This is a genomic window from Heyndrickxia sp. FW510-T9 (genome assembly GCF_058781025.1).
Genome location: NZ_JBYSWK010000054.1, coordinates 1 through 25,601 on the forward strand (window position 1 = coordinate 1; position 25,601 = coordinate 25,601).

General features: G+C 35.3%; 24 protein-coding genes. 2 read left to right on the forward strand and 22 right to left on the reverse strand.

The genetic code is table 11. The annotated features are described in order from the left end of the window. Window positions 1-144: 144 nt before the first annotated feature. Together AC3WJF_RS19420 and AC3WJF_RS19425 are read right to left on the reverse strand one after the other, a co-directional pair. Complete coding sequence (locus tag AC3WJF_RS19420) at window positions 145-600, reverse strand: TlpA family protein disulfide reductase (RefSeq protein ID WP_492455162.1); 456 nt, start codon at window positions 598-600, stop codon at window positions 145-147. A gap of 70 nt (window positions 601-670) precedes the next feature. Further along, window positions 671-1,219 carry a peroxiredoxin gene (locus AC3WJF_RS19425; RefSeq protein WP_492455164.1) on the reverse strand — a complete coding sequence of 183 codons (549 nt, stop codon included), beginning with the start codon at window positions 1,217-1,219 and terminating at the stop codon, window positions 671-673. 328 nt (window positions 1,220-1,547) lie between these two features. On the opposite strand from AC3WJF_RS19425, the gene AC3WJF_RS19430 reads away from it, so the two are divergent. Next, complete coding sequence (locus AC3WJF_RS19430) at window positions 1,548-2,387, forward strand: mechanosensitive ion channel family protein (RefSeq protein WP_492455166.1); 840 nt, start codon at window positions 1,548-1,550, stop codon at window positions 2,385-2,387. Window positions 2,388-2,621: 234 nt separating this feature from the next. Here the strand turns inward: AC3WJF_RS19430 and AC3WJF_RS19435 are convergent, their stop codons facing one another. The 4 genes from AC3WJF_RS19435 to AC3WJF_RS19450 form a co-directional block, all read right to left on the reverse strand. Then, window positions 2,622-3,578, reverse strand: coding sequence for a phospho-N-acetylmuramoyl-pentapeptide-transferase (locus tag AC3WJF_RS19435; RefSeq protein WP_492455168.1), 957 nt, complete (start codon window positions 3,576-3,578; stop codon window positions 2,622-2,624). A gap of 165 nt (window positions 3,579-3,743) precedes the next feature. Further along, a complete protein-coding gene (def, locus tag AC3WJF_RS19440) occupies window positions 3,744-4,325 on the reverse strand; it encodes a peptide deformylase (protein ID WP_492455170.1) in 582 nt (193 codons plus the stop codon). 339 nt (window positions 4,326-4,664) lie between these two features. Further along, window positions 4,665-5,450 (reverse strand): GNAT family N-acetyltransferase, encoded by a 786-nt coding sequence (locus AC3WJF_RS19445; RefSeq protein ID WP_492455172.1) that lies wholly within the window; start codon window positions 5,448-5,450, stop codon window positions 4,665-4,667. A 231-nt stretch (window positions 5,451-5,681) separates the two neighbouring features. Next, window positions 5,682-6,311, reverse strand: coding sequence for a flavin reductase family protein (locus AC3WJF_RS19450; RefSeq protein ID WP_492455174.1), 630 nt, complete (start codon window positions 6,309-6,311; stop codon window positions 5,682-5,684). A gap of 85 nt (window positions 6,312-6,396) precedes the next feature. Here AC3WJF_RS19450 and AC3WJF_RS19455 point away from each other — a divergent pair, with 85 nt between their 5' ends. Beyond that, complete coding sequence (locus tag AC3WJF_RS19455; RefSeq protein ID WP_492455176.1) at window positions 6,397-7,086, forward strand: ArsR/SmtB family transcription factor; 690 nt, start codon at window positions 6,397-6,399, stop codon at window positions 7,084-7,086. 45 nt (window positions 7,087-7,131) lie between these two features. Here the strand turns inward: AC3WJF_RS19455 and AC3WJF_RS19460 are convergent, their stop codons facing one another. From AC3WJF_RS19460 to fadH, 16 genes are all read right to left on the reverse strand, one after another. Further along, window positions 7,132-9,891, reverse strand: a complete 2,760-nt coding sequence (locus AC3WJF_RS19460; protein ID WP_492455178.1) for a VWA domain-containing protein — start codon at window positions 9,889-9,891, stop codon at window positions 7,132-7,134. Further along, entirely contained in the window at window positions 9,875-11,659 is a 1,785-nt protein-coding gene (locus AC3WJF_RS19465; protein WP_492455180.1) for a vWA domain-containing protein, read from the reverse strand. Before AC3WJF_RS19465 ends, AC3WJF_RS19460 begins: the two co-directional genes overlap by 17 nt. 10 nt (window positions 11,660-11,669) lie before the next feature. Next, window positions 11,670-12,488, reverse strand: a complete 819-nt coding sequence (locus AC3WJF_RS19470; protein WP_492455182.1) for a DUF58 domain-containing protein — start codon at window positions 12,486-12,488, stop codon at window positions 11,670-11,672. A 47-nt stretch (window positions 12,489-12,535) separates the two neighbouring features. Beyond that, window positions 12,536-13,537, reverse strand: a complete 1,002-nt coding sequence (locus AC3WJF_RS19475) for an AAA family ATPase (protein WP_492455184.1) — start codon at window positions 13,535-13,537, stop codon at window positions 12,536-12,538. A gap of 16 nt (window positions 13,538-13,553) precedes the next feature. Further along, on the reverse strand, window positions 13,554-15,113 hold the full coding sequence (locus AC3WJF_RS19480) for a DUF8809 domain-containing protein (protein ID WP_492455186.1): 1,560 nt from the start codon (window positions 15,111-15,113) through the stop codon (window positions 13,554-13,556). Window positions 15,114-15,117: 4 nt separating this feature from the next. Continuing rightward, on the reverse strand, window positions 15,118-15,957 hold the full coding sequence (locus tag AC3WJF_RS19485) for an ABC transporter permease (RefSeq protein WP_492455187.1): 840 nt from the start codon (window positions 15,955-15,957) through the stop codon (window positions 15,118-15,120). Further along, window positions 15,954-16,889, reverse strand: coding sequence for an ABC transporter ATP-binding protein (locus AC3WJF_RS19490; RefSeq protein WP_492455189.1), 936 nt, complete (start codon window positions 16,887-16,889; stop codon window positions 15,954-15,956). Before AC3WJF_RS19490 ends, AC3WJF_RS19485 begins: the two co-directional genes overlap by 4 nt. Then, the gene (locus AC3WJF_RS19495) at window positions 16,886-19,276 is read right to left on the reverse strand and encodes a DUF8725 domain-containing protein (RefSeq protein ID WP_492455191.1); all 2,391 of its coding nucleotides are present in this window, start codon (window positions 19,274-19,276) and stop codon (window positions 16,886-16,888) included. The genes AC3WJF_RS19490 and AC3WJF_RS19495 overlap by 4 nt, the downstream gene beginning before the upstream one ends. A 239-nt stretch (window positions 19,277-19,515) precedes the next feature. Beyond that, window positions 19,516-20,637, reverse strand: coding sequence for an N-acetyldiaminopimelate deacetylase (locus AC3WJF_RS19500; RefSeq protein ID WP_492455193.1), 1,122 nt, complete (start codon window positions 20,635-20,637; stop codon window positions 19,516-19,518). Window positions 20,638-20,694: 57 nt separating this feature from the next. Then, the gene (gene dapD / locus AC3WJF_RS19505; protein ID WP_492455195.1) at window positions 20,695-21,405 is read right to left on the reverse strand and encodes a 2,3,4,5-tetrahydropyridine-2,6-dicarboxylate N-acetyltransferase; all 711 of its coding nucleotides are present in this window, start codon (window positions 21,403-21,405) and stop codon (window positions 20,695-20,697) included. Window positions 21,406-21,497: 92 nt separating this feature from the next. Beyond that, the gene (ccpC, locus tag AC3WJF_RS19510; RefSeq protein WP_492455197.1) at window positions 21,498-22,388 is read right to left on the reverse strand and encodes a transcriptional regulator CcpC; all 891 of its coding nucleotides are present in this window, start codon (window positions 22,386-22,388) and stop codon (window positions 21,498-21,500) included. A gap of 95 nt (window positions 22,389-22,483) precedes the next feature. After that, the gene (gene cbpB, locus AC3WJF_RS19515) at window positions 22,484-22,930 is read right to left on the reverse strand and encodes a cyclic-di-AMP-binding protein CbpB (RefSeq protein WP_492455199.1); all 447 of its coding nucleotides are present in this window, start codon (window positions 22,928-22,930) and stop codon (window positions 22,484-22,486) included. A 91-nt stretch (window positions 22,931-23,021) separates the two neighbouring features. Further along, window positions 23,022-23,150, reverse strand: coding sequence for a hypothetical protein (locus AC3WJF_RS19520; RefSeq protein WP_492455201.1), 129 nt, complete (start codon window positions 23,148-23,150; stop codon window positions 23,022-23,024). Window positions 23,151-23,233: 83 nt separating this feature from the next. Next, window positions 23,234-23,488 (reverse strand): YkuJ family protein, encoded by a 255-nt coding sequence (locus AC3WJF_RS19525; protein WP_492455202.1) that lies wholly within the window; start codon window positions 23,486-23,488, stop codon window positions 23,234-23,236. A gap of 330 nt (window positions 23,489-23,818) precedes the next feature. Next, window positions 23,819-24,697, reverse strand: coding sequence for an acetamidase/formamidase family protein (locus AC3WJF_RS19530; RefSeq protein WP_492455204.1), 879 nt, complete (start codon window positions 24,695-24,697; stop codon window positions 23,819-23,821). An 18-nt stretch (window positions 24,698-24,715) separates the two neighbouring features. After that, complete coding sequence (fadH, locus tag AC3WJF_RS19535) at window positions 24,716-25,480, reverse strand: 2,4-dienoyl-CoA reductase (protein WP_492455206.1); 765 nt, start codon at window positions 25,478-25,480, stop codon at window positions 24,716-24,718. Window positions 25,481-25,601 lie beyond the last annotated feature (121 nt).

Here is a 25,601-nt window from a genome sequence, read left to right on the forward strand (position 1 = left end):
TCGTAGATAAATGAATAATAATTTCAGTTTCGATTTGATTATAAATAATAATTCAAAAAGAACCGCTTCCTATTTTTATGTAAGTTTCATTGTAATATTTTTAAAAAAATAAAGCAGATAACTATGTTATCTGCTTTCCCAAAATTACTTTGCCGCTTCCAATTCATCTAGTACGCGATTTACTCGTTTTTCTAACATCTTCATACCGCTTCCACCTGCTTGAAAATGACGAAGATTACCGTCCTTATCAAATACATAATAGGCAGGTACATATTGATTCTCCATTGTATCCGTTAATTTATGCTCGCTATCTACAAAGATTGGCTGATTAATACCGTGCTCCTCTGCCACACGTTTAATTTCCTCTAAATTTAAATCGTCTTCAGAGCGAGGCATATGTACAGCCACCACATTTAATTTATCTTTGTATTCATCACGAAATTGATTCACTTGTGGCATTGCTTCTTTACAAAGGTGACAGCTAATGGACCAAAAATGAATTAAGGTTGGTTTCTCTCCTACAAGTTCAGAACGAGTAACTTCACCATTTAACCAAGCAGTCGCACCATTTAATTCTGGCATTGGTTCACGAAGCTTCATATTAATTTCCTCCTTTTATTTAGAAAAAGACCTAACAAGATGTTAGGTCTTTGCAATTTTTAACCATTAATTAAGCATTTAATGTGGCTTGTCCTGGTTTCCAGTTAGCTGGGCAAAGTCCACCAGTTTGTAATGCTTGAAGTACACGTAGAGTTTCATCTACTGATCTACCGATGTTATTATGGTTTACTACTTGGTACATTAATTCACCTTCAGGATTGATGATGAATAAACCACGTAATGCAACACCTTCTTCTTCAATAAGAACTCCATAGTCACGAGATACAATATGATTAGTATCAGCAGCAAGTGTATAGTTCAAATCACCAAGGCCGTTTTCTTTACGATCTGTTTTAATCCATGCTAAATGCGTATGAATAGTATCCGTTGAAACACCGATTACTTCTGCATCCAAATCTTCGAATTCATCATAACGATCAGACATTGCAGTGATTTCAGTAGGGCAAACGAATGTGAAATCCATTGGATAGAAAAATAATACTGTCCATTTATCGTTTTTCATATTTTCTTCTAAACTAACTTTACCAAATTCTTTGTTTGGCAATACTGCTTCCATTTCAAAACGTGGGGCTTGTTTAGCTACCATGCGCTCTGCCATAAAGAATCCCTCCATTATGTAAAAATTTAATTGATAAAGCAATGAGGATTTTCTCAATTACTTATAATACAACACAAATTTAATTATAGTAATATAAATATTTGCAGTCAACTTTAAATTAAAATTAATTTAAATAAAAAATAATTATATTTTCCTAAGTTCACTCATTCTTTTGTTTTTCCCATTTTTATTAAAAAATAAACAAAAATATTAAAAGATGGTTAAACTTTATTTATATGCGAGTTTATCATGTATGATTAGAGGAATGAAATGAAAATGCTTATTTCATTATCGGAATCATTGTAATAATATGGAAAGGAAGAAATAAATGGACTTTATCTTAAATAAAATATCAAAAAATCTAATAGAATTTGATTGGACTAGCTTAATGGTAAAAATCGGTTTTGCATTTCTGAAATTAATTGCTATCTATATAGTATATTTACTGATTAGAATAATTGGCAAAAAACTTATCCATACTGCTTTTGTACGCCATCAAAAGCACCCCCTCGTCTCTGTTGGCCGTTCGAAAACATTGGAAAGCTTATGTGAAAATACGTTTTCCTATGTTTTATTCTTTATTTTCTTTGTAACAGTGCTTCAACTTTTTGACATTAATGTAACTGCATTGTTGGCAGGTGCAAGTATTCTCGGATTAGCGATAGGCTTTGGGGCACAAGGACTTGTGAGTGATGTTGTAACAGGTTTCTTTCTATTGCTTGAGCGACAGGTTGAGGTAGACGAATATGTAACAACGGGGAATTTTACCGGAGTGGTTGAACAAGTAGGGTTAAGGACAACTAAACTACGTTCCATGGATGGAACGCTACACTATATTCCCAATCGCCTAATAACTAGTTTAAGTAATCATTCTAGAGGAAATATGCAAGCACTTGTTGATATTACCGTAAGTGACAACCATAATATTGATTCTGCCATCCTTTTAATCCAAAAGGCATGTGACAAAATTGCAAGTGAGGATGAAAATATTATCGAAGGACCTAATGTACTAGGTGTTGAATCCTTTACTTCTTCAGATGTTGTTCTCCGTGTCATCGCAAAAACAAATAATGGAAAACAATCCGAAGTAGAAAGAAAGTTAAGAAAAGTTATTAGAGAAACATTAGATGCAGAGTATTCGGAAATGAAAAGCGTAGAAATGGACTGAGCATGTTGATTTGCCCAGTCCTTTTTCTATATGCGCCCAAACAAATTATTCACAGCTCCTTATAATAACTAAAAGGAGTGTGTGTTATGGAGATATTAGCCATTTATTTGTTGGTTGGTATAGTCATTAGCGGATTTTTTATGGTGATAGCTGAATTTCATCCTTGGAAACTCTTTGCCATAGTATGTATCGCATGGCTACCTTTTTTCTTTATAGGAACCATGTTGACAGCATTTATTGATTTAAAAAGAATCTCCAATAAATTAAACACATAAAGGTACAGATCCATGAGATTAAACCAAACACAATCACAATCATATTTTCCGACCAACCGTATTTAATACCAAAGTGAAAATGAATTGGTGTCATTCGGAAAATACGCTTTCCCGTTAGCTTATAATAGCTCACTTGCATAATCACGGATAATTGTTCCGCAAAATAAACAAAAAACAAAATAGGTAAGATGATTTCCACTTTTTCATGAACAGCTAAAAAGGCAAGTGATCCTCCGATAGCTAATGATCCCGTATCACCCATAAATGCTTTTGCCGGATAAATATTATAGATGAGGAAAGCAAGTACACAGGCAATCATCATCAAACAAAAAATTTGGACCTCAGTGCTGTCTGAAATGTAGTAAAAGAAAAAATAAGTAGGAATACAAACGACTCCAAGAAGTCCGTCCATTCCATCCGTAAAATTAATGGCATTTGCTGACCCGATTACAAATAAACCAATAATTATAATGTAAACTATCATCGGCATTGAAATAACTAAATTACTTGTGAATTGAATCTCCGTATTAATTCCTAAAACGGATATCAAATAGTAAAGCAGTACTCCCGTAAATAAAAATTGAAACACTAATTTTGTTTTACCGGAAATACCACCAGGATCCTGCCGTGATGCTTTCCTAAAATCATCCAAAAAACCTACCAACCCAAATAAAAAGTAGGTGGTGGATAAAAAGACCATCAATGGCGAATGATTAAAAAATAATGCTATTACTACGCCTAAGGCAAAGATGCTGCCTGTCATTAGTGGTGTTCCTTTTTTTAACTGATGGTCAGCAGGCAGTTCCTTCCTAATTGGCTGAGTTAAACCAAGTTTTTTTAAAAGCAGTATGAAGAACGGACAAAGAATTGAAACGGATGCAAAAGATAAAATTGCAGGCATTAATGAACCTACCACACGAGGTCCTCCTTTTTTTCTAAATATTCATATTTACCATCACACAGAAAATCCAATTTTCTATATTTTATTAAAACAACCCTCAAATATTATGATTTTATGCAATGACTGTAGAAAAAGTTCGTAAAAAAGAAAAAACGAAGCAAATTTGCTTCGTTTTATTCATTAAAACAAACTATTTATTTCCACATTATCAGGAAGTTTGAAGGGATTCTCCTGATTAATATGATCGTAAAACATGATGCCATTCAAATGGTCGATTTCATGTTGCGCAACTATTGCCGCGAAACCGCTCAATTTTATGGTAACTTCATTCCCCGTTAAATCAATTGCTTTAATCTTTATCCGTTCATATCTAGGAACATATCCAGTTACATCTCTGTCTACTGAAAGACATCCCTCACCTTTTGTAATATAAATCATGGATACGGAGTGACTGATGATCTTAGGATTAATTAAGCCATATTCATGAAGATTGCCTTTTTCATCATGAAAATACGCCGCAAACATCCTTTTGTTTAAGCCAATTTGATTTGCGGATAAACCAACACCAGATCTTAACTTATATTTTGCCACTATTTCCGGGTCTTGACTATTTTTTAAAAACTGCAGCATACATTTTAAGCTTGTTAGATCTTCATTTGTAGGAGGGATTTGAACTTCATCCGTTACTTGACGTAAAATAGGGTCACCCTCCCGTACAATGTCCTTCATCGTTATGATATAGTTCTCATTAAATTTACTCATAAATAAATAATTCATCTACCTTTACATGAATGTTCTGGGCTATTTTAAAAGCCAAATCCAATGCTGGATCATATTTATCATTTTCTATATAATTTATTGTTTACCTTACAACACTACAATAATATGCTAATAATTTTTGGGCAATCCAAACTTTCTTCTAAATTCATTTATCTTATTTTTCATAACCTTGACCGTTAAATGATTTATATAAAATAAAGTACCATTTATTAATTAAAATGTCTAACCTATTAGACATTTTATTAATTACTATTAACTTATCATAAAAATGAATTTACAAGAAATAGACTTCGGAAATCCGAAGTCCCCAAATTTATTTCATTAGCGGTACATTGTCCACTTTCCAATATCCTTAAATCCTAATCTTTTATAAATTCTTCCCGCTTCAGGATTATCATAAAATAAACATAAGGTTTTTCCTTCTGCAAAAACATCTGACATTAATTCTTCCAATACACGACTGGCATACCCTTTTTTTCGATGTCCAAGAGCTGTACAAACACCAACTATCATCGCGGATAAAGAATTCTCAGCAGTGGTGGATGCTGAAGCTACCATTTCTCCGTTAACGTCAATAAAATAAGTTCTCGCTTTTCCTAATTCCATTCCTTTTGCCATCATATCTTTTGCATGAGGATTGGGAACAAATTCTTGTATACCTGCCCGTAATTCTAGGATTCTATTAATATCATCAATACTGGCTTTCTTCACTTTAGAAAGATCTGTACTTTCAACATTAAATTGTTCTTTGTTGCATTCACAAAAATAAGTTACTTGCTTTTTACCAAGATTCCCTTCTATTGCTTCTTCAAATCTTTCCACAATCTTTTCAATTCCTGAAAGTTTGAAGTCTGGATCTTTAGTAATAATATCAACAAACCCATTAAGATCAAAATCTTCTTTTCCATATGGAATATAGGAGTGATAATATCGCAATAATACCCCTCTTAGTTCCTCTGTCTGCGTAAAATCTCCCCATATTTCTTGAAAATCACTACCATATCCAAATGATTCAATATCTCCAATAATAAATAAATTCAACGCTGGTTCATCCATTAAAAACTCCATTACCTGTGCATGATCAGAAGCTGTCAACTTTTTAATCATTTAAACCCCTCCAAACGAATTTATAGAATATCATAAACAATCCCTTTTAATATATCAATCTAAATATTCTTATTAATCCAAGGGGGGCTGGGTATTTTTTTTCATTTCATTTATAAAATATAATAGCTCTAACTATTTCAAAAAAATACTCTCTCCATCTTTTAGTGTGCATCACCATTCATAATCTCCTCCAAACCATACTTTAAAGATAACATTGCGTTTTAATAGCTGTTAAACTTCCGCTCTATACGTTTTTCCTAACTGTTTTCCTAATCCGAAATAATGGCGGAAATTATAGATTAATGGACTCCACTTTTCAGGATCGATATGATGCTTCCCTATTACTAACTCTTCTTGTACATGGACTTTTAATGCTTTCGTTTCAATTATGCCAAAGAAAGGATCATATTCCGGTATTCTAATATTTTTTACTTCTGCTTCAATTTGAAGTGGGCATTCATTAATTCTAGAAGGCCTAACAATATGAGATGCTTGCTCCGTTAGTTCACCAGCATTATATTTGTCCTTTTTATAAGAAAATCCTAGTTTTTGTTTTTCTTCCGGTACAGGGATCTTCCCTGAAAACGGCGCTAAATTTTCCACATGTCTCCATAGTGAAAAATCCGGAATGTTCAATACACATTCCTTATGCCGCTGAAGATTTTCCATTGCTTTTCCGCCCAAACCAATACCTAAAATAATATTGTCTCCTAATGCCCAAGTAGATGAAATAGGGCTAATATTTGTTGATCCATCTTCATTTAGCGTATTAAGTAATATTACAGGTGTCCCATAATATAAAATTTTGGGTGTAATAGAAATATGGTTTACGTTTCTTTTTGTTTGATTCATTTCCTTCATCTCCTCTTTCCTTCTTCATCATTGTAAAACAGGAATATTTCCATTATCATCGAAATATGAAATACATTTAAAGGAGATGAAGAATATGAGTACAAGTCCAAATATTGCAAAGGTTGCCTCTCTTGTTAGTGAATCTTCTAGAGCAGCGATTTTAACCACTTTATTGGATGATCGTTTTCATACGGCCAGTGAACTCGCTTTTCAAGCGGGAATAAAGCAGCAGACGGCAAGCTTTCATTTAGCAAAATTAACAGAATTAAATATGGTTATAATAGAAAATCAGGGCCGCCATCGTTATTACCGACTGGCAAATTCAGAAATTGCCCAAGTTCTTGAGTCACTCCTAGCACTCTCACCGCCTGTAGATATTAAATCCTTAAAACAATCTACGGAAATGAAGGCTTTAAAAAGTGCTAGAACATGTTATGACCATCTTGCCGGTAGACTAGGTGTAGAACTTACAAAAGGCTTACTCCTTCAAGGATATATCATGGAAAGCGACAAAGAGTTTATCGTTACAGAAAACGGAAAGCAATTTTTCTCTGATTTTCAAATTGACATCGAACAACTAAAACGGAAAAAACGGAAATTTTCATTAAAATGTATCGACTGGAGTGAGCGCCACTATCATTTAGGCGGAGCGCTTGGAAATGCTATTCTTGAGAGGTTACTTGATTTAAATTGGATCAAGCGTCATCCAAAATCACGAGCTATTATTGTTACTGAAGCGGGTGGAAGGGAAATAAAAGATGTTTTTCCATTTATGAATATATAAAAAAAGAGTATCCCATAAGGATTACACCTTATGGGATATCCCCATTTACCGATTCCGTCGCTTCTTTGCATCCATCAATCTCTGCAAACGATCTTCATTTGACAGATTGCCTTGCGTTTCTTTTCTATGATTATTCTCTTTTGTTTTAGGAAAAGAATTAGATTTTTCATTTTGCATCTCCATATACGGTTTCTTCCTTCGGTCTTTTGTTCGAATCAACTGATTAACATGAGTAGTAGTCACTTTCTTTTTATGCTGCCTTTCTTTTTTCTGAGGAAGTAAGGACAAGATTTTTTGTAATCCAAACCTGCGGATGGCAATTTCTATGAAAAATAAGAAAAATGCAATGAGCAATAAGCTATCGACAAATGGCTGCTTTTGAAAAGAAGTTTTGTGAATTGGTGCGAAAGCTTCTTTTTCTTTCGCCAAATTCCCTCCTTTTGTAATGGAGGCAATTTCTTTTAAAAATGACTTATTGATATCTTTTTGCAAATACTCTTCGGAATAAGGAATGGAAAACCCTGTTTGATACAGCTTCAAACCACCGTTTTCTGTTTGTTGCTGCAATCGTAAAAAATACATCCCCTCCTTGTCTTCCATATTTAATTCATACTCACCGGGTGCAGTCATTTTTGATTGAACTTTCATTTCCTTTCCATCTTGTGAAACAACAGCTGCTTCCAGTGGTAAGAGATCCAGCTTATCTGATTTCAATGCTATTTTTACTTCTCCGTTTTCTTTCCTGAGGTTCATATCATATGGAACGTTCTCATAGGATGGAAAGGTTTTTGTAACCAACTGACTCCAAAACTTCGACCATTCTCCCCATCTTGCCCAATCTCCTGCCCATTTTCCAGAGGTATCAGATGTAAAAGCGGCAGTTTTGCCGAGCCCGTATTGCCACTGTGCTAAAATCGGATCATCCTTCTTACTTAAGATCGAAACTTGTGCAGTAGATTTAGGAGTCACCGCAATATATGCATTCATTTTAGGCATACCATGCTCAAATAACTTTATCCATTCAGGATATGGCTGTACTTTGGGGTAAAAAGGGTTGTCTTCTATATAAGTACGTGTTGCCATTACTGTTTCTCTTGATAAAATACTTGGGATCAACGTCGAATCGGTTACATAGTAAAATCTTCCGGATCCATATTTTGAAATATCCTCAAGTAAATTCCGATCCGCATCCAGGCCAAGTGCTACCGTTGAAATTGTAATATTATCCTTCTTCCCTTCTTCGACTAAAGTTTGATAACTAGAATTAGTGGAAGATTGTCCGTCCGTTAATAAAATAATATGTTTACGCTGCAACTTCAAAGGCTTCAATCTTTCATATGCAAGCTTTAAGGATGAATAAATCTCAGTACCTCCACCAACCTCTACAGAACGTATTTTGTTAATCACACTTTTTTTATCTATGATTGGTGCAGTCTTGACAATTTCCCATGGCTGGTCATCAAAAGCAATAAATCCTATTGTATCCTCATCACGCAATAGTTCAACGGACCTTGCAGCTGCTTCTTTTGCAAGTGCCAGCTTTTGCCCGCTCATACTACCAGAACGGTCCAAAACAATCACTAATCCTAAAGAAGGCATTTTTTTCTTTCCCTTTATATCCATATCAACAGGAAGAATCTTTTCAATAGGAGTTTTAAAATAACCACCTAATCCAAAGCTATTTTCACCACCTGTCATGATAAATCCAATTCCAAAATCCTTTACCGCTTTTTCAATCATTTCCATCTTTTTTTCTCCAATAGATGTAGCGGGGACATTGTTAAAGATAATAGATTGATATGGTAAATAGCCTGAAAGCGATGCAGGCAGCTTCTCTGGTATCGTCGTCTCCACCTGTAAATTAGCTGATTGCAGGAGATTTGCCAAGGTGGAGTCATTTTGATCCTGCACGATCAAAACTTTCGGAGTACCAGCTACATTTGATACTGCATAAAGCTCATTATTTTCAAGAAATGTGTCACCCGAAGTTGTAACTTCTGCTTTATAAACATACATACCTGTTTCCTTGACGATGTGAGAGAAGTTAAACAGATTTTCTCCTTCCTTTACGATGACATTTTTCTTTACTATTTCTTGATTATTTAAGGATATCCGAATAGTTGCTTCCTTCTTAGTGTCGCTAATAATTTTAACCTTTAATTCTGCCTTTTCTCCTCTATACATTGAGTTAGGAACATTGAAATCGGTTAATGCCATATCCTCGCCACGTTTTCCCTGCATTGGTACATAAGAAAGAATCGTATTTTGTCCTGTTAATTGTCTGGTTGCTTCCAATGCATTCCCAGCAGTTTCATTACCATCAGAAAATAAAACAATTCTCCCTTTTTGATTTTCCGGGATAAGTGATGCTGCTAACTGTATGCCCTCCTCTAGATTTGTTTCACCCTCATCGATATCTGCCGAAAACTGCTGAATTGGTTCTTCATTTTTATTCAAGGTCTGTTCTATTACAGCTGTTTTTCCGAGTGTCACAATGGAATAAGAGTCATCCTTGTGTTTTGCTTTGATACTTTTATCTATCCAGGATACTATTTTATCTTCCGTCCCCTGCATACTGGCTGAGCGGTCCACTAAAAAAATCACATTCTCTCCTTTAATAGGAAGGAGCATTTGCGGGACGGTCAATGCAAAGATTAATAACATAAAAATAATAGCTCGCAAAATAGTAATCAAGTTTTTTTCCCATTTATTTTGGATGCGGCTTTTTCTATAAAATAAGTACAACACAAATCCTACAGGTATAATGAGTAAGAAAAGAATAGGATACTTAACGTCTAATACCACGGCGATAAACCTCCCATTCGATGAATAAAATAAGAAATGCCGCTAGAGCGAACCAATACCATGTATTGCTCAAGGTCTGAACATGATTTTGTTTCGAAGCTTTCAATTTTTCTTGATTTATTACAAATGATGATGTGACATGGATTGATTGCTCTGAATCATCTAATACTACAGTTAAATACTTGCTTTTATTATCAGATATTATTTGATATAGGCCAGGCTTACTTGGTGCAGTAAAGCTTTCCTTCTGAAGGTTGAAAGACCGAATAAACTCACCATTTGCATCGAACAGTTTCCACTCAGGCGATTTTGAATCCACACTCATCCATTTTCTCTCACCCGGTTGAAAAAAACCTTGAAAATCATTTTGCTCTGACAACCAATGATAGGATTGATATAAAAAGATTGGAAAGCCAGGCCGTAATGGCCAATCAGAATCTTCTATTTGAAAATTAATGGCTATAGCGCGTTCTCCATTTAGTTCACCTTTCTCAATTAAAGGGATTCCCCCGCTTTCGGCAATGGTCTCCATAGATTTAGGTGGGTTCATTGCCGCAGCTGATTTGATGTATGTTTTTGCAAAACCAACGTATTGCATTAATGGATCATTTTTTGTCTCAATAACTTTGTGTAAATTCGTATGATTCTCTTTATATGGATTGACAACCAATAAAGGTAAGGCAGTATCCCATTTTTCCATTGGCAGATTTTCCGTTAAAATGACACCATCCTTCGCATCCTTTTCCCAATTCTTTTCCGAAAGCTGAACAACATGTACTCCAACCGCCTCAAAGCCTTTAATAATAAAGGGATTTACATCTCCAACCGCATACATATTGTTGTAAGTATGACCGATAACGGTTGTCTTTTCATTATCGATTTTGTAGTCATCATGTGCGGTGATCACAGCTGTGTAGTAATCCTTTATAGGAAGGGATGGAATTTGAACGATTTTTTGTGAATGTGGTTCCATGTCTATTTCTTGATCAAATAGTTCTTCTTTTTCAAATCGTACCTTAACATGAAAGCTTTGCTTTTTACTGCTTTGATTTTTTATTATCGCAATTCCTATTACTTTACCGTTTCGATCCGCTACACCAAAGGATTGAAGCGACACATTGGATTCACTATGCCCGATGTTATGAACCTGAATTGGAATAGATCTTTTCAAATTGGGTATATCCCGTTTTTTAACATTATCTGAAAAAATATGTATTGTTGTATTGTTATTTTTAGCGAGAGATTCAGCAAGACGTATCGCTTTTTCCATATTACTAGTTTGATAAGAAAGCCTAAGCTTCTTCACTCGTGACTTCAAGATTGTTTTAGATGTTTCCCTTTTTAAATTAACAATCGGATTTTTTCCTGCTACAATTATTGTTACATCCTGTCCATTTAATTTATCTACTATATCATCCATTTGCGTTTTTGCCTTTTCGAATCGTGTTTTTCCTTGATCAATAGCTGACATGGATGCGGAAGTATCAACGATAAAGATAAAATGGTCACCATCTTTCGCTTTAACATGCCAATAAGGTTTCACCAAGCCTAGCAGTAAGCAAAACAATATTATTAGCTGCAACATTAGTAAGAGGTTTTTCTGTAGTTTATCTATCCATGGGGATGCCTGCCATTCATTCATTACTTGCTCCCAAAAGAGATTGGAAGGAATGACGATATTTTGATATTGCTTACGAAATAAATAGAATACAATAACAGTTGCTATAAATATGCTTAACAAAAGATAGATTGGATTCATTAACCCCATAATATTCACCTCATTTAATCCAACCTCTGGACAGGCAATCTCTCATCAAAATTTCTTCTATCGTTTTTGCGTCTGTTGTATAAAAATATTGTAGACCTAAATGCTTGCATAAGCTTTCAAGCTTTTTATTATGGTCTTTGAGTTTAGTTTTATACTCTTCGATAAGTTTAGGTGTAATACTTATATTTACTTCGCTTGATGTTTCACTATCAATGAACTTCAAATCCCCTAAAAATTTTGGTTGTTCTTCCTCTTGACTAAGTATTTGGATGAACCATACATCCCCTTTAACTGCTGCAAGCTTTTTTAATATCTTTTCGTATCGTTCTATAGGCTCCAATCCATCTGTTATTAATAGGGAAAACTCACGATCCCGCAAAAATTGTTTTTGAACACATTCTGTAAATGATTCAGACTTCGAATATGATAGTAAATGGCCGATATCATAGAGAACTGCTTTAGCATGTACGGATCCTTTCCTGCTGATCACCTTGCCATCTTTAGATGCTACAGGAAGAAACGAAAGCTTATCCTCACTCGTTAAAGTTATATACGAGAAAGCAGCTGCTAGCTGTTTCGCCCTTTCCCACTTACTATTTATAGCAATAACAGACGAAGTACAATCCAAATAAATGGCTGTTTTGATTTCCTGTTCATCCAAAAAACGTTTAATATAATGCTTCTGAGTCCTCCCAAATATATTCCAATCGATTTGCCTAAGATCGTCTCCCGGTTGATAAATGCGAAAATCAGAAAATTCTAAAGAAGATCCGAATTTTTGTGATTTTCTTACGCCTTTATGCATCCCTCGTTTCCTAGTTTTCACCATTATCGTTGCCTTCCTGAGTTTTGAGAGTAGATTTGAAGAAAGCATGGTCATTTTACTGACACCGTTTTTTGGACAGCTTGAAGACATTCATCGATGAGCTCATCAGGATTTACGCCTGCAGCCTCTCCTTCAAAATTTAGGAGAATGCGATGACGCAAAACTGGTGCAGAAACATGTTTAATATCTCCAATTGATATATGATATCTTCCTTGAAAAAGTGCTCGAGATTTAGCCATTTGAATTAAGCTTTGCATTCCCCTCGGTCCGCTTCCGTACTGAACATATTTTCGGATAGAATCCGGAGCATCCTCTGAATCTGGATGTGTAGCAGAAACAAGAGTGACAGCTAATTCAAGAATCTCATCAGAAACGATCATTTCTCGTGCTAATAACTGGCATTTCAAAACATCTTCCTTAGACATTATCTTTTTCAATGATCTCGACTCCACACCAGTAGTTCTTTTAATGATCTCCTTTAATTCTTCCTTCGTAGGATAGCGCACATTTATTTTATTAATAAATCGATCCATTTGGGCTTCCGGTAGTGGGTAAGTCCCTTCCATATCGATAGGGTTTTGCGTTGCCAAGACAAAAAATGGTGCCTCCAATAATTTAGTATCACCGAGCACCGTTATGGTTTGCTCCGCCATTGCCTCTAGCAAAGCACTTTGTGTTTTTGGTGTAGCTCGGTTAATTTCATCTGCCAGAACAATATTAGAGAATATCGGACCCTGGTGAAACACAAAATGCTGCTTACCTAATTCGTCAGGCTGAATAATCATCGTTCCGGTAATATCCGATGGCATCAAATCCGGTGTAAATTGAATACGTGAAAAAGATAAGTCCATTACGTCGGCAATTGTTCTGATTAGCATTGTCTTCCCAAGACCTGGTAACCCTTCTAAGAGAGCATGCCCTCCAGAAACAATTGTCCATAAAACCTGGTCAATCGTTTCCTCTTGGCCGACAATAAATGATTGAATTTCTGCTTTTGTATCGCGCAAAAGCCCTTTTAAGTATTGAAACAACTCTTCCTTTGCCTGTAACATGTTGTCTAACACTCCTTTAGTCCGGATTTAAATTGGAAAAGTACTGCTTTACTAATTCCTCTAGTTCAGACGGCAATTGAACCCGATCTGTACTTTCACGGAATGCCTGTTCATACTTTCCATATACTTCTTCATATGGACGGACATTTCCTTTAAGGACTGGCCCATTACTTGTATATTGCTGCTGACTGCCCGTGCCAAGTTTTCCAGAATCCTTCTCGATATTTGTTTTCCCATTTATTTTTTCTGGTATAGTCAGGAATTTTCTTGTACCTTGTCCTTGACCTGCGCCACTTCCACTACCACTTCCATTCCCATTGCCATTACCGCCTTTACCTAAGCCACCTTGCCCATTCCCGTTACCCGAACTGGCTCCTGAGCCTTGTCCTTGACGACTGGAATGACCAGACCCTTCTCCATTACCAGTTCCATTTTCATTTGTTTGACCTTCATTGGACCGATTTCCCGCTGAAGTATTTTTTTGGTTGATTTGCGTCTGGCCGATAGTATCAGGGGCGAATGCAATTTGTTTCGAATCAAGCAAACCTTCGTTCATCATTTCTTGTTGCATTTCCAATGCCGATTTTTGTAGGGAGTCTTGTGCAAGCTGTAAATTTTGTTGTTGTTCTGCAATTTTCATCGCATTCTTTAATTGTTTTTCCATGTTAGCAAGTTCTTCTTTGGTCAAAGGTGTTGTATTATTCGTAAATTGATTTAAAGCTTGTTTTTGTTTTTCCGTTAATTTGTCCCAGTTTGATTTTAAATGGTTAAATTGCTGTTTCACTTTTTTTATGTCATTTTGGGAAATTGCTTTAGCTAGTTGATTCAAACCAGCATTCTTTAACTGGCTTTGAAAATTGTGTAATTCTTGCTTTTGATCCTTCGCCTTAAATAGCTTCAATTCCAACTGATTGTTTTGTTTTACTAGCTTTTTAAGAGCTTCCTTGGCAGTTTTAGACGATTTCAAATCCTTTTTTATTTCTTGCAGTGTTTTCTTCACTTCTTTGTTTTTAGCATTGTCTGCCAACTTTTCGAGCATCTTTTCAGCTTTTTTAATAGTTTCAATTTCCTTTTCCTTTTGCTTCGCCGCCTGCATCGTTGCATTAGGAATGAAAAAAAAGACTGCTGAACATGACCATAACAGGAAGCCAATGATCAGCCATTTTGAAAAAATCCATTGTTTCTTTCTTTTTAAAACGGTTGCTTCTGCTGCCATCATATGCTTAACGGCATCATTCCTTTGTAGCTTATATAAATCCTCATCACGGTTTAGGAAAGAAAGGGAAGTTCCTGCCCGGTCATCATCGATAAAACGATCATAAATATCTGCTGCATCACGGATAGCCGGTTTTTGTCGAAAAAAATTAATGAGACAATATACAATTATTAGAATAAAACCGCTTAACCAATATCTCTCTAGATATGGAATAACCATGATTCGCGCTACCATTACCAATGTGAAGGAAAATGCTCCTGCTACCATGAACAGGAGCTGTAAATACTTAGCAGCAGAAATAATCCATAATTGCTTCATTACCGATTTCAAGAAATTGATAAACTGCTGTTTTGTATCCATCTCATCACCTATTTTTCGGATTCATATTTGGCCTAAGCTTACGGATACTAACAAAAAGCAATATAAAAATCATTACCGAATAAAAGATAATATAGCTAATCCATAAGGACATATGAACTCCAGATAAGCGAATAACCTCATCCTTAAGGTCTGGTACAAGTATACTTCCTAAAACTATTGGCGGATTTAACACCGCTAATATATAACATGCAACATTATCGGTTAATCGCATTGCCTGTGAAAAATTTACTGAAATTAAAAACAGGAATGCAGTTCCACCAGCTAAAAAAAGTGTTACACCATAGGTTGTAATGATCGAAATGATAGTACGTCTTATTAATGTTGAGAAAAAAACACCAATACTCGCAAATACTAAAATGGTAAACATATAAAGTCCCATTATGGATAAGAGTGTACCAGGTGAGACTCCCCCGAAAAGAAATACAATACTATACACTGGCAAACTGGCAATAATTAAAAGCAATAAGTAAGAGACGGAGGAAAATAATTTGCTTAAGATAATACTTGATGAGCTTTGGGTTGTGGTAAGCAAAATATTTAATGTTTGTCTTTCCCTCTCACCACTTATGATCCCCGCTGAAAGCCCCGGTGTAATAAAAAGAATTAACGCTAGTTGAATGAAAGATAGCATGATAAACAACTGTTGACTTTCTTCAGGACGAAAGAAACCGGAACCCTTGAAATTTGTCATTAAAAAAATAAATCCGACAACGATAATCCCTATTGCCAATAAGTATGCAAGCAGACCTAAAAATGTTTTTAAGGAGCGAAACCTAAGCTTTATTTCTTTATTTAGAACTGGATTAATGAAAAACTGTCTCATGAAAGTTCCACTCCTTTCGTTATTTCCATAAAGACATCTTCTAAATTCGTCTCAAATTCTTTGAAACTAAGAATCGGAATATCACGTAAAATCGCTTGTTTTAAAAGACTTACCTGTGACATTTCATCACCTTTATAAACAAATTGAAATGTGTCCAATTCTTCCAATCTTTCTATTTTCACCACTTTTTCCTGATCTTCAAAAAAGTGAATAGCCTTTTCTCGGTCCCCACGAATCTTTACAATAATTAATTTTTCTGCTTGTAACTGTCTTTGGATATCCACAACTGTTCCATGGGCAACAAGTTTCCCGCCATCAATAACCCCTATCTCATCACACATTTCAGCTAACTCAGGGAGTATATGTGATGAAATTAAGATAGTTTTTCCCATCGTTTTTAACTCTTTTAGGATTTCACGCATTTCTACACGTGCACGTGGATCAAGTCCTGAAGCAGGTTCATCCAAAATAAGCACCTCAGGGTCATGAATTAATGCCCTGGCCAAACAAAGTCTCTGTTTCATTCCACGAGAAAGTACATCTACATAGGAATCTTTTTTATGCGATAGATTCACCAGCTCTAGGAGCTGCGCAATCAATTGTTTCCTTACCTCCTCTTCTATACCATAGCTTGCACCATAAAAATCGAGATACTCTTCTGCTCGTAAATGATCATAAACTCCGAAAAAATCAGGCATATACCCTATTTGCTTTCGAACTTGTTTCGAATCCTTTGAAATATTAAATCCATTTACAAAAGCTGTTCCAGATGTTGGAGATAATAGTGTCGCCAATATCGAAAAGGTAGTCGATTTTCCGGCACCATTTTGTCCTACAAAACCAAAGACCGTTCCTTTCTCAATTTTAAGATTAAGAGAATCTAGCGCAGTAAAGGTTCCGTAACTTTTCGTTAAATCGATGATTTCGATCATGGACGAACATCCCCTTCCAAGGTTATTTGCGGGAGATTTACGTCCGCGTGTTCATTTCCGCTTTTCTCGAGCTTCAGTTTTATTTTGTTGTCTTTAACAATCCATTGCGGATCATCTTTCCATTCAACCACCCTGTTTTTAGGAGTAAGTTTGATAAATTTATTTGTCTTGTAATCATATACACTATAAGTTGTAGAAGCATTAGCTTCTAAAACAAACTTAATTTCTTTGATCCTTGTTTTATTAGGATGCAATTGCATTGGAATTTTGTAATGCAACTCATATTCACCGTCATCCAGTTCAATAACATTCTTTCTTCCTGTATTCTCATTTAGGATATTCCCTCTTAAAACCTTTACATCCAAGGTAAGTTGGTCAGAATCCAAAGTAAATGGCCCTTGCATATCTGTATTTACTTTAAACGGCTGATAAATTAGCGAAAGTCTTTCTTTTCTTTCCTTTTTCTTTACAATATCTGTTTTGATTATTTCATCTTTTGTAATGCCGACAATGACTGGATCATTTATCTCATTATTATTCAATTTTCCGGCTAACATCTTCAGTGTCTCTTCTTTCATTGGTTGAATATTGCCTGATTGCACACCATTATTGTTCATTTGGTAGAACATGCCATCCACATATTGCATGGCTGATAAAAACTTTTCATTAATCTCCTTATTAACTTTTAAGGTTTCTCCCTTTTTTAAAGCACCTAATTCATACATATTGCTACCAGACCACACATATAAAGTTTTAAAATTATATGGAAGTTCGTTCTTAATACTCCCCGTTAATTTCCCATCTTTTATATTTAAATTAGCTTGAAATCCGCCAACACCTTCCTTATGAGCAAATCCGAAAAAGGAGCGTGTTGCCCAAAACTCGACATTTGGGAATGTTATTTCTTGATTCGTTTTTTTATTTTCAATAGTTGCTTGCTTATACAATTGAGAGGAATTAACGATTGAATTTCGGTAAAATGGAATTGCATTCAATTCTTGATTCTGATAAACAACTTTATAATCCCCAGCGATGTTCGACATTAGTGTTGCGGTATACATTCCATATAAACTTCCATCTTCACTTGCTTTAAATGCACCCATTTCATTCACATGTGGGAATGAAATACGATCTTTTGCACCCGTAGCAAAGATGCCTGCCGAAAAAAGAATTGAAAGTGCAGGGATTATCCACCATGCATATTCTCTCTTATCTAGTTTGCGCAGCACAAAATATAAAATTGGTACAACGAAGATGAAATAACAAACTAGAATCAAGATTAATATACCAATTGAAAAATAAGAGGAAGGAAATAAGTCATTTACATCCCCTACTTGATACATAATTTCGTTAAAAAAATTATCATTTTTAAACATTTCCTTAAGAGCAGGATTATCCGCTTTATCTAATAAGGCACTGAACCACTTTCCATAACCATTCCATGATGATAGTGGGGCATCCCCAAGTGAAAATGCAGTTTGCCAAATGCTTCCGTTTCCAAGCGTCTTTTGAACAATCACAGGATGGGATTCTGAATAGCCTTCAACCACTGCACCCTTTTGAACGTTTCCAGTGTAAATTGAAAGACTGTTGAAGGATGGTTTTTCACTACCTTTTAAAAAAGATAAATCGTGTATGGTTATTTCATCATGTACATTTAAAGGCATATTTGATTGTATTTTGCCAAATGCCTGATTGCCACTAGGATTTGCACCTGCAATTAATACACCGCCATTTTTAACCCAGCCTAGTAATGCGTCCTGCTGATTGTTATCTAACGAGCTAATTGCGAATTCATCTACCACTATAAAGTTAAAAAATTCGAGGCTAGCTGGGTCATTCGGAAAGTTATCCTTTGACAAAGTAAAGCTTTGTGACCCGCCATTACTTAACTGCAAAACCTTTAATTCTTTTAATCTATCAGAGTTTTCACTCAAAAAACCTACTGTCGTAGAATCCCGTTCTAGTATTTTAGGGATGTCGGTTATTTCTCCGGATAGAGGTATTTCATTACCTTCCTGCCAATCCCCTCTAAATAAATGTACAAATGCTTTATTGTCATTTGAAAAGCCCACATCATTGGAATAGCCTGGGATGGAAATAGAATAGTTTTTTTGAGAACCAGCAGGTATCTGTACATGCAATATCTTAGAACCGCCTGAATTATAAGATGGAGCAAAATTAATAAGGAGATCTCCACTAAAGTCCTCCCCGTTATTCACAAGCTTAATATGTACTGGTACCCCTCTTCCGGATTTCACAGTGCCTTCATAACCAATATCCACTTTTACATGGATACTCTCCTTAGCAAAAACTGGCGAATACGCGAAAACGAGAGAAAAAGCAAATATTAGTAGTAAAACCGAAAACTGTTTTCTTATTGTCATCATGAACCTCCAAATTTTCTTCAATTCCCAACATTAGCGTAATAAAATTTGTATTAGCACCGCCTTTTATCTTTAAAGAATATTCATACGAAATGATTAACGAAAATTCCTGCCCATACCCCTACAGAATTTTCTAAAAAAATAATCACTTTACTATTTTACAATACATTTCCAATATTTAAATATTTTTTATAAAAAAAGAAATGGCACACCTCTTAAAAAGGTGTGCCAAGTTTCTTTTATATTTTAGCAATATATTCCGATACAGCATTGATGGCAATATCAATTGCTTTTTCATCCGGATTTAACATAGAGTGGTGCAGTCCATAAGGGGACCCGACACCTAACCAAAACATAAATCCTGGAATTTCCTTCAGCATATAGCCAAAATCTTCTCCTGTCATCGCTTCTTTGCAAATAATTACATTTATATTTTCTTTTGCATCTATAAATTTTATAAAATCTCTGGTTGGTTCCTCGTGATTGTATACTTGATGGTACATAGACCCATAATCGATTTCAGCTTCACATTCAAAACTTGCACTAATACCGTTTATAACAGCTTCAATACGTTGCTTAACCTTTTGCATTGCCTCAGGCGACAACGTCCGTATCGTTCCCTCTAGCCTCGCTGTTTCGGCAATAACATTTTGAACCGTGCCACCAGTTATCTTTCCAATCGTAATAACAGCACTGTCCAAAGGATCAACATTTCTTGAAATGATGGATTGCAGCTGGGTTACCAAATATGATGCAGCCACTACCATATCCCTCGTTTCGTGCGGATATGCTGCATGACCGCCTTTTCCTTTTAGATTAATAAATAATTCGGATGTATTTGCAAATAACAAACCTTCTTTGATAGCAATCGTTCCAACCGGATATTCAGGGGCAATGTGAAGGGCTAAAATAAGATCTGGTTTCCATTCTTTCATTATGTCACTCTTGAGCATCAGTTCAGCCCCTCCCGGTCCTTCCTCAGCTGGCTGAAAAATAAATAATACATCATCTTGAACAGGATGATTGACTATATGAGTCAAGATTCCTAATGCAATACTCATGTGAAAATCATGTCCACAAGCATGCATCCTGCCTTCATGTTCTGATTTAAAAGGCAATCCTGTTTGCTCATCAATAGGCAAGCCATCGATATCAGTACGATAACCAATTAATTTTTTTGGTGAGGTTCCATGCACCTTTACAAATAATCCAGTTTTCCATTTTTTTATCGAAACACGATTTTGCGGCAGTGCTTCTAAATATTGTAATAAATAAGCTTGTGTTTTAAATTCCTGAAACCCTAGCTCAGGAATTTGATGCAGCTTACGGCGTATTTGCACAAACGGATTTATGATCTCCATCAATTATTTACCCCTTTTTGTAAAAAGCCTGGCTGCATGTGCCAGGCTCGGAAAAATTTACAGCTTTCTTAACTCTTGTTTAATTTCTATTTTTGATTTTGTTTTTTCATCAATTTCCTTAATTACTTTGGCAGGTACGCCCGCAACAACCGTGTTTGGAGGAACATCATTTACTACAATTGCACCTGCAGCAACAACGGAACCTTTACCCACAGTTACACCTTCCAAAATAACAGCATTTGCACCAACTAGCACGTCATCTTCAATAATAACTGGTTTTGCAGAAGGCGGCTCAATAACCCCTGCTAAAACAGCACCAGCACCAATGTGGCAATTTTTCCCTACTGTTGCACGGCCACCTAGCACCGCATTTAAATCAATCATGGTACCTTCACCAATAACTGCACCAATATTTATAACTGCTCCCATCATAATGACAGCATTATTGCCAATTTCAACTTGGTCGCGGATAACAGCACCTGGTTCGATGCGTGCATTAATACCTTTAAGGTCTAATAGTGGGATGGCAGAATTTCTTCGATCGTTTTCCACAACGTAATCTTCAATTTGTTCTTTATGTGTATCAATTACAGTGGATAATACCGACCATTCTCCAAATACTACACCAGTATTTCCATTGATGAAGGTTTGAACATCTTCACCGAACGATATTCCTTCTAAATTTCCTTTAACATATACCTTTACAGGAGTTGATTTTTTGCTGTTTGAAATAAACGAAATAATTTCGTTTGCATCCATCATTTTCATTTATGTATTCCCCTTCCATGCATATCTAATAGTTACTTACTATTTCTCACATTACTTTATCAGACTAAATCATTCTAAACAAGTCTATTTCATTAGAACGTATGCGGCTCTGTTGCCAAAAAGTTATTGACTACATCAATAAATGCTTGTACCTGTCTTAATTCAAATGCCGATTCGTAGCCAAGGAGCCATGTGTCTCGTTTGAGTCTTTGATCATGTCCGCCTTTTAAAGGAATTTTATTCATATTTTTTGCTGATTCATTTAATGTAATGGCAGGTAAAATTGCATATCCAATCCCATTAAAAGTCATCTGCTTACAAGTCTCAATTTGATCTACTACAATCGTATTTTTTGGAGTAGTCTGGAATTCACGATGCCACCAATCCTGAATTTCCTGATAGTAATTGGAATCACTTTTAAATTGTATAAAGGGACGATCTGTTTTTAATACATCTTCGGTTTTTTCAATTTCTTTATCAACAAGATACAGTGTATCCTCAAATAAATGAATCTTTGGTCCTTTCCAATCCGTGGAACCACGCAGAATTCCAATATGCACTTCATCTTCATATAAGGACTTAAGAATTTCGCTACTCCAGCCAGTAATAAGCGAAATTTTCGCTAATGGATATTGATTTACAAAGCTTTTTAATACTTTAGGGAGCCAATTTTGTCCAACAATGGATGCGCATGCAATTTTCAATGTTCCATGTACTTTTGTATCTAGGGATTGTAGTTCTTCGCGGACTTTTTCTTCTTTTTCTAGTACCTCATTGGCAAAACGGATGACTAACTCTCCCGATGGGGTTAGAGTCAGTCCCTTCTGTGTTCGTATAAATAATTTGGTTCCCCATTGTTTTTCAATATTTTGTAGTCGTTGCGATAAAGCTGGCTGTGATACAAAAAGACGTTCTGCCGCTTTCCTCATATTCATTTCTTGGGCTAGTATAGCTAATAGATGAAATTCAGTTGTTGACATCATTCAACCTCTATAAGTTTTTCTTATATTATATCTTATTAATATGAGAAATTCATAATTAACACGTTACATAATAAAAGCCCCCTAGAAGGGAGCTTCTAAAAATGATTGAGCTTGTGTATGTGATGATTCAATTCTTTTAGCAATGTTCGACGCGTAAAAATCCCTGCAAAAAATCCTTCTTCATCTTCTACGCATAGAAATGGATGATCAATTAAAAGTCCTAATGCTTTCTCAAACTGATCTTCCAATTTAATGCGTGGAATTTTCTGCGTCATGACATTTTCAACTTTATAATCACTTAATTTTTCAAATTCAATTCTTTCTAACCCTAGAATGGACTCCGTAATAAGCGATGAGCTAATTAATCCGTGCAATTTAAACCTAGCATCCAATACTGGAATTGCGGAATATCCACTCTTTGTTAAAACTAATAATGCATGTTCAAGACTATTGCCGACCTGAACATGTGCAACCTTCTCTGAAGGGATCATAAAATCACTAATTTTCGGTTCTAAAAATTCATGGCTTTGTAAGGAAATCATTATAAAACTCCCTCATTTGTATTTATATTTCCTTACATATTCTATCATAGTTTAAGGAAATGAGAACTAGAAAATCGCGTAGAAAGCATGTTTATTTCGCGCCAAATTTTTTCTTAACCAAATCTTTAATATCATTTAATTCTTTTCTAATGTTCAATAATTCCGCTACTATTAAAAGCATAATAAGGGTTTGAATTACCAGGATGATGTATAGTACCAATACTTTCCCCTCCATCCTATTTATGTTATCCTAACTCTCATTATAACCTTTTCAAATAAAAAAAAAGAGCCATAAATAAGGCTCTAGGAAGGGTTTCTTTCTTCTTGAACAAGATCAAAGATTTCAATGGATGTAATGTCGATATCATCAAACTGAAATTTATTCGTTTTTTTATCATCACCATACACTTCTAATTCAAACGTTTCCGTAGCTGGAAAGTATTTCACCTGACAAAGTGTTTTTCCGTTTACCTCAAATCGACGTTGCTGAACATCACCAGCATCAGTTCCTTCTTGCATAGCTTTTAATCTTTGTATAATTCCTAATAATTGGGACATATATAAACTCCTTTCGCAAATCAAGCTTTACCTGCTTGCTCTTCAAAACAATCCATATCTCAGAGGTTAAACTCGTTCCTTCTAATTTTATCATTCCCGAATGTTCATTTCTAACCATGAAAAAATCAATATTACTTTAAGAACCGTTCTTAGTCATATTGATTTTTGAAGTAAGCAATATTTGCAAGCAATAAAAACATTATAAGAGAATAGTTATGATGATTTCAATGAAAAAGCTAAATTTTAATAGTGGAATTGTATTTTTATAATTAGAATATCACTATTAATACAACAAAAAAACCTTACCCACTATGAGTAAGGAGTATTGAATTAGCTTAACAATTCCTTTGGAACATTGATTCTAACAGTTACTAGAGGGTTAACTAATTGGCTGATTTGTATATCACATAAAGCACTGAGTAGACGATATGCATCATTAAACGTCAATGATTTATTTTCTTGGATGAGCTTTACAGCAGCTAGCATTCCCTTTTCTGCGGCTTTTTCTACGGTTTGTTCTGATGCAATAAACATATATGAATCATTCGTTTCGACAACTGGTAATGGAAATGATTTATTTTCCAACTTTGTAATTCTTAAAGTAACTTTCCCGCCAATTTCGATGCCAGAGCCATTTAACTCTCCATCTCCCATTGCTGCATGCAAGTCCCCTAATGCTAATAAGGCGCCATCATGATAAACCGGTAGATACAGTTTATTGCCGACTGTAATATATTTTGTATCCATATTCCCACCATGATCCCCAGGAGACTCACTTAATACCTCTCCCTCTAATGGAGCAACTCCAATGACACCAACCATTGGTCTCACCTTGAATCGAAGATATTCGTTAAATAAAACTGTTTCATTTTCTATTGGAATCATTTTCGTATCTTCTACCTTTACCTTTTCCCCTAACGTACCCATTCCTGGGTAAAGAACCATCACACCATGAGAATCTAATTGAATATCCTCAATTTCAATACAAAGAATATCTCCATTTTGTATGCCATTTATATAAATTGGTCCGGTAGCAGGATTGATATAATCAATCTTCATATTCGTCCGCAATTGGCTTTCACTCGTGAATGCTCCCCCGTAGCAATCATGTGTTTCAACTTGAAAAGTTTCACCTAAATCAACAAAATACCTCGGTTGATTCTTTGCGGAAAAACTAGTAATATAATGCTCTTTTCCAAAAAACTTCATTATGTAACCTCCTATTGTTTAAAAAGGATACTGATTCAGCCACTGTCCTCCGTCCATTGTAATACATTCGCCATTTATATAGGCAGCTTTATCGGAAAATAAAAAGGTAGCTAATTCTGCAATTTCTTCTGGGTTTCCTAATCTTCCTAATGGGATACTATTCAAAGTTCGCTTCGCTGCTTCCTCTGATTCCCATAATTTTTCCGCTCCCCCTGTTTTATCGATAGGTCCAGGTGCAATTGCATTCACTCGAATTCCATATTTTCTTCCCCATTCAACTGCTAAAGTTCTTGTTAAAGATAATACACCAGCTTTTGCGGCAGCTGAGTGAATTACTCCAGGTCCAGCATTCCATGCATATGTCGCCACCATATTAATCATGCTTCCTTTTATGTTTTTTTCAATCCAATAGTTTCCGAGCGCATGAGAACAGTAAAATGTACCATTTAATACAATATTAATGACAGAGTTCCAACCATTAATGGATAGCTTTTCTGCTGGACAAATAAAATTTCCTGCCGCATTATTGACAAGAAAATCAATCCTTCCAAATTTCGAATGGGTTTCCTCAACCATTCGTTGAGCATCCTCAGGATTTCTAACGTCCATTTGGATGGTAAATATATTCGAATTTATTTGCACCAATTCCTCTTTTACAGTTTGAAGTCTTTCACGATTTCTACCTGTTATTACAACATTCGCACCATCAAGCGCAAATCTTTTTGCCATATACTTACCCATCCCACTTGAACCACCTGTGATAATCACTACTTGATCTTTCATGCCTTCTCCCCTTTTATATGAATGAATAATCATTCATATATTTAAATTATAAATTTATTTTAACAGAAATTTTATCTTTTTGTTAATATTCGATTTTTTAAGTAATAAACCTCCATAATAT

Coding starts and splice junctions, on each gene's coding strand:
- AC3WJF_RS19445 (WP_492455172.1), bottom strand. CDS start 5,450: ATGATTAAAAAGTTGACAGCTTCTGATCATGCACAGGTAATGGAGTTT.
- AC3WJF_RS19450 (WP_492455174.1), bottom strand. CDS start 6,311: ATGAAGGAAATGAATCAAACAAAAAGAAACGTAAACCATATTTCTATT.
- cbpB (WP_492455199.1), bottom strand. CDS start 22,930: ATGATTTCCTTACAAAGCCATGAATTTTTAGAACCGAAAATTAGTGAT.
- ccpC (WP_492455197.1), bottom strand. CDS start 22,388: ATGATGTCAACAACTGAATTTCATCTATTAGCTATACTAGCCCAAGAA.
- AC3WJF_RS19495 (WP_492455191.1), bottom strand. CDS start 19,276: ATGACAATAAGAAAACAGTTTTCGGTTTTACTACTAATATTTGCTTTT.
- AC3WJF_RS19420 (WP_492455162.1), bottom strand. CDS start 600: ATGAAGCTTCGTGAACCAATGCCAGAATTAAATGGTGCGACTGCTTGG.
- AC3WJF_RS19455 (WP_492455176.1), top strand. CDS start 6,397: ATGAGTACAAGTCCAAATATTGCAAAGGTTGCCTCTCTTGTTAGTGAA.
- dapD (WP_492455195.1), bottom strand. CDS start 21,405: ATGAAAATGATGGATGCAAACGAAATTATTTCGTTTATTTCAAACAGC.
- AC3WJF_RS19425 (WP_492455164.1), bottom strand. CDS start 1,219: ATGGCAGAGCGCATGGTAGCTAAACAAGCCCCACGTTTTGAAATGGAA.
- AC3WJF_RS19430 (WP_492455166.1), top strand. CDS start 1,548: ATGGACTTTATCTTAAATAAAATATCAAAAAATCTAATAGAATTTGAT.
- AC3WJF_RS19500 (WP_492455193.1), bottom strand. CDS start 20,637: ATGGAGATCATAAATCCGTTTGTGCAAATACGCCGTAAGCTGCATCAA.
- def (WP_492455170.1), bottom strand. CDS start 4,325: ATGAGTAAATTTAATGAGAACTATATCATAACGATGAAGGACATTGTA.
- AC3WJF_RS19480 (WP_492455186.1), bottom strand. CDS start 15,113: ATGGATACAAAACAGCAGTTTATCAATTTCTTGAAATCGGTAATGAAG.
- AC3WJF_RS19470 (WP_492455182.1), bottom strand. CDS start 12,488: ATGGTGAAAACTAGGAAACGAGGGATGCATAAAGGCGTAAGAAAATCA.
- AC3WJF_RS19525 (WP_492455202.1), bottom strand. CDS start 23,488: ATGTCCCAATTATTAGGAATTATACAAAGATTAAAAGCTATGCAAGAA.
- AC3WJF_RS19490 (WP_492455189.1), bottom strand. CDS start 16,889: ATGATCGAAATCATCGATTTAACGAAAAGTTACGGAACCTTTACTGCG.
- AC3WJF_RS19485 (WP_492455187.1), bottom strand. CDS start 15,957: ATGAGACAGTTTTTCATTAATCCAGTTCTAAATAAAGAAATAAAGCTT.
- fadH (WP_492455206.1), bottom strand. CDS start 25,480: ATGAAAGATCAAGTAGTGATTATCACAGGTGGTTCAAGTGGGATGGGT.
- AC3WJF_RS19530 (WP_492455204.1), bottom strand. CDS start 24,697: ATGAAGTTTTTTGGAAAAGAGCATTATATTACTAGTTTTTCCGCAAAG.
- AC3WJF_RS19465 (WP_492455180.1), bottom strand. CDS start 11,659: ATGGGGTTAATGAATCCAATCTATCTTTTGTTAAGCATATTTATAGCA.
- AC3WJF_RS19475 (WP_492455184.1), bottom strand. CDS start 13,537: ATGTTACAGGCAAAGGAAGAGTTGTTTCAATACTTAAAAGGGCTTTTG.